The organism is uncultured Sutterella sp. (assembly GCF_937923675.1).
Taxonomy (GTDB): domain Bacteria; phylum Pseudomonadota; class Gammaproteobacteria; order Burkholderiales; family Burkholderiaceae_F; genus Sutterella.
In genome coordinates, this window is the sequence record NZ_CALDXB010000080.1 from 1 (window position 1) to 4,025 (window position 4,025).

A 4,025-nucleotide genomic window follows, 5' to 3' on the forward strand; every position below is an offset into this window, starting at 1 on the left:
ACTCTGAAATTTTCAGAATTTACAGGCATTTATTTTATGGAAGTCCCCTATAAGCTCAACAACCTCTATTTCGGCGAAAGCGCTAAAGTTCAGAAGAGCGGTTCGTCCGTCACGGTTAATGCCGACGGCACGCTGACCGTCGCCAACCTCGAAATGAGGGCGAATTCGACGCTTACGAATAATGGCGTTGTCACGATCACCGGCAAGGCAACTGCGAAGAAGGGCGCGACTTACACGGACAACAATGATTCTGCACTCGTCGTCAATGTCGCCAATCTCGTCACTGAAAAGGACGGCAAGTACACGGCTACAGAGTTCGGTTCTGCTGTTGGTGCACAGGCTAAGGGTCTCGTCATCGACAAGTCTCTGAACGGTACCTACACCCTTGAAACCCTCAAGGGAATGCAGACTGCGATTGTTGGTGAGAAGGGCACGCCTATTGATCTCATCTTTGAAAATGCAGTTCTGCAGTCCAAGGACGGCAAGAACTATGCGCTCTCTGATGTCAACGGCTACACTTCCTACGGTACGACCGTGACTGTCGATACCGCCGCTGGATCCGTTACCAAGGATACGGCTGTCGGCGCCGTTGCTTTTGACGCCACTGCCGCTAAGGAAGGCGCTTCGCTTACTGCGACCTCTAGCGCCACGCTGGCGCTCCTCGGCGACGCTCAGGGCAATGTCGTGACGGGTGTTGCGGCAGATAAGAAGCTCACTCTCGATGGCAAGTTCGAGTTTGGCGCTCAGCTCGCATCTGTCAAGGATGTTGCGCTCAACGTTGCAAACGACATCGCTCTTAAGACTTCCAGCTCGCTCACTCTTGGTGCGGCTGAAATGAATCTCAAGGGCATTGAGGCTGCTGACAACTCTGTCAACATAACTGTTGCCGAAAACTCCAACGTCGTCGCCGACTATATTTATGGCGGCAACGTGACGGTTGAGGGCGGTTCGCTTGCCGTGACCGGTCAGTACAACCCCGACGCAGACGTTGCGCCTGCGGCTGAAGGCGGCAGCGAGACTCCAACCTACGACAAGGCATTTGCTCTTCAGACTTCCTATAAGGTTGTGAGCTCTGACAATCAGCCTGCCGTCATCACCTTCGGCGAAGGCAGCCGCACTTACAGCGCCGCCGCTGTAAAGAAGGCCAATTACGTTCTGCATCGCGATGCGGACGATCCTCTCGATGCGGTCCTCGTCGTCAATCAGAGACTCGATCTTTCGGCTGCCGGCACGGGCATTGCTCTGGGTACCAATGGAACGCTTACGGTTAATGGAAGTGACACCACCACTACTGTTATCGATAAGGGTCTGAATGTTCAGGGCGGCTCTTCTACTGCTGTTCTGATTGATGTTGCCGGCCTTGCTTCGCACAACTACGCTCCTAAGAGCACTGACGGTGTCTTCAAGGTTGGCGCTCAGTCGTACCTCGACAACGTCATCCTTTCGAACCTGACGGCCCAGGGCTTCAAGTACGACGACAAGACGGAAACGTTCTCCCTGAAGCTTGGCGATCAGATCAAGGTCTTTGCGGGCGTTAAGACTGATGCTGACTTCTACGAGACTGGCTACGATGAGACCACTGGCACGATCACTGTGAAGGCTGATCAGGTGGCGCTTGACGAACTGAAGACTGACGGCTTCAACCTCGCCGGTCAGGTCGAGCAGGAAGTCAAGACGATGACCTTCTCCGACAATGCCATCTCGCATGCCATCATCTTCGGCGGCGAAGCCCTTGATGCATACTGGAACGGCGTTGAAACTCAGCAGAACGCGCTGCGCGAGGAGCTGGTTAAGCTCAACGCGTCTTATGCGTCGAAGGATCTCGATGCCATTCTCGACATGACTGCCAAAGAGATTGATGGCCTCACGAATGCCGATGAAAAAGCGCTCGTGAAGCAGATCATTGCTCTTGACAATGCCGCCACGGCCTACACGGTCGCTTCCGAAAATGCAGCCACCAACATGGCGGTTCTCGGCGGCGCCTTCTCGACGGCCATGGACGTTCAGGAACAGGTCAACAAAGCTGTTGCCCGCCGCACCTCCGTCACGAACCTCAACGCGGTTCGCGGTGAAGTCGGCGTCACGCCGTGGGTTGACGTCTTCGGCACGACCAACGAAGCCAAGCGCCTTTACGGCTCCAATGCCGGCTATGAAGCCGACATCTACGGTGCCGTGCTGGGCTTTGACTACACGGCTGCCTGCGGCGGCGTGCTTGGTCTCGCCCTCAACGTCGGTACTGCTGACGGCAACTCCGTCGGCAACGGCGTGAAGGTCGACAACGACGTCGACTTCTACGGCGTGTCGATCTATGCGGCTAAGCAGTTCGGCGGCTTCAACGTTCAGGCTGATGCGGGCTACACGCAGACCTCGAACGACCTTTCGACGAACGGCGCGTTCGGCAATATCAAGGAAAGCCTTGATGCCGACATCTACACGTTCGGTCTCGGTACTGAGTACAAGGTCGAAGCGGGCATCGTCAACATCACGCCGCATGCGGGCTTCCGCCTCACGTCGATCGACATGGACGACTCCAAGTACGGTGCTGACTACGACCGTATGACGGTTTACCAGCTCCCGCTCGGCGTTGCCTTCTCCGGCACAGTCGAAGCGAACGGCTGGAAGGTCGCTCCGATGGTTGATGTGTCCGTTGTCCCGACCTTCGGCGACAAGGATGCCGTGGCCTCCTTTATCGGCAAGGATGTGACGACCCGCGTCGTTGACTCCAACCCGGTGCAGGCCACCCTCGGCGTCAATGCGCAGAACGGTGCGTTCACGTTCGGTCTCAACTACAGCCTCTCGGCTGGCTCCGATGACCGCATGAACAATTCGTTCAACGCCAACGTCCGCTACGCCTTCTAAGGCTCTTTTCTAAAGAGTCCTGACTTTCCTTCTCCTCCGTGATTCCCTCACGGAGGAGAAGCGGAAGGCGCATATCTGAAGGGCTCGGAAACCAATCCAAAAGAGCGGTCCCGGGCCTTTCTTTTCTGCTTCTCATCTTTCCCTTCCTAATCAGTTGGAGGAAGCCTTCAAATGCCTGCGCAAGTAAAGCGCTCGCCGCGCAAACGCCTGCCGAAGGCGCCGACGGTCACAAAGTCCGTGCCGTCGGTTGCTCCCGACATCGCGTACAACAGGATCCGTCCGCGCACGTTTGCGACGGACGAAAAGCGTGCTCAGGCACTTGAACTTTTCCGCCACGGGATCGGCTACATCCGGGCATCCCGGATTCTTGACATGTCTCCCAATACCCTTCGGGACTGGCGGCGCGCCTTTCTGAAGGGCTCCTTCAAGGTGGATCTCGCCGACAATCAGTACCGCTATCCCAAAGCGGTAAGGGAGCGCGCAATCCGCCTGCGGCTTCAGGGCTACTCCTGGAGCGAGGTGACGAAGATGACGGGGATTTCATCTTCGACCATTCGCAAATGGCTTGAAGACCATACGAAGTCAACGGGACCGAAAGCCCAGATTCTCGTGGAGGATCCGAAATAACCGGGCATTTTCTGCAGAAAACAGCTTCAAAGCGGTGTATTCGTGCAGAATCGGCTTTTTGGAAGAAAGCAAGTCGCAGTGGCTCCTACGACGCGGATGAAAAGTGCACCACTGTCCCGCTGCCCGATCTGCCGCTAGGGGGTTCGATCAAACAGAGCCCCAATCCAAGGCGTTTCTGCTCAGCTCGACGTGACTGGAGGAAATTGTTCCGGCTTCCCGAAAACACGAAGGGCCGCCTCACCAAGAGGCAAGGCGGCCCGCTCACGCGTTTTTAGGCGCGCTACTCGCGGAGCTTGTACCAGATGATCAGAGCAACGACTAGAACGAGGATGGCAAACGTCGAGTCCCCGAAGGAAATCGACACATCACCCGTCCAGGTGAAGTTGATCGGCGGTACAATCTCTGACGAGAGGAAATGGATAGAGGCCATTTTGTCCCTCTCTTTCAAGAAGACTAGGCCCGGTGCTACCAACACCGGGCTTTGTCGTAGTGCGCCCGGCAGCGCACGTGTGTTTATGTGGTGAAAGTCCACTGACCGC

3 protein-coding genes are annotated in these 4,025 nt (G+C 56.3%); 2 read left to right on the forward strand and 1 reads right to left on the reverse strand.

The features are described 5' to 3' along the window. Positions 1 to 36 precede the first annotated feature (36 nt). Both Q0106_RS08695 and Q0106_RS08700 read left to right on the forward strand, forming a co-directional pair. Positions 37 to 2,859, forward strand: a complete 2,823-nt coding sequence (locus tag Q0106_RS08695) for an autotransporter outer membrane beta-barrel domain-containing protein (protein WP_297611674.1) — start codon at positions 37 to 39, stop codon at positions 2,857 to 2,859. Positions 2,860 to 3,030: 171 nt separating this feature from the next. Continuing rightward, the gene (locus Q0106_RS08700) at positions 3,031 to 3,486 is read left to right on the forward strand and encodes a helix-turn-helix domain-containing protein (RefSeq protein WP_297611676.1); all 456 of its coding nucleotides are present in this window, start codon (positions 3,031 to 3,033) and stop codon (positions 3,484 to 3,486) included. Between the two features lie 280 nt (positions 3,487 to 3,766). Here the strand turns inward: Q0106_RS08700 and Q0106_RS08705 are convergent, their stop codons facing one another. Beyond that, positions 3,767 to 3,916: a hypothetical protein gene (locus Q0106_RS08705; protein ID WP_297611679.1), complete on the reverse strand. Its 150-nt coding sequence runs from the start codon at positions 3,914 to 3,916 to the stop codon at positions 3,767 to 3,769. Between the last annotated feature and the right edge of the window lie 109 nt (positions 3,917 to 4,025).

Bases quoted from the DNA above. Each gene is read 5' to 3' on its own strand.
- Q0106_RS08695 (WP_297611674.1), top strand. From the start codon at position 37: ATGGAAGTCCCCTATAAGCTCAACAACCTCTATTTCGGCGAAAGCGCT.
- Q0106_RS08700 (WP_297611676.1), top strand. From the start codon at position 3,031: ATGCCTGCGCAAGTAAAGCGCTCGCCGCGCAAACGCCTGCCGAAGGCG.
- Q0106_RS08705 (WP_297611679.1), bottom strand. From the start codon at position 3,916: ATGGCCTCTATCCATTTCCTCTCGTCAGAGATTGTACCGCCGATCAAC.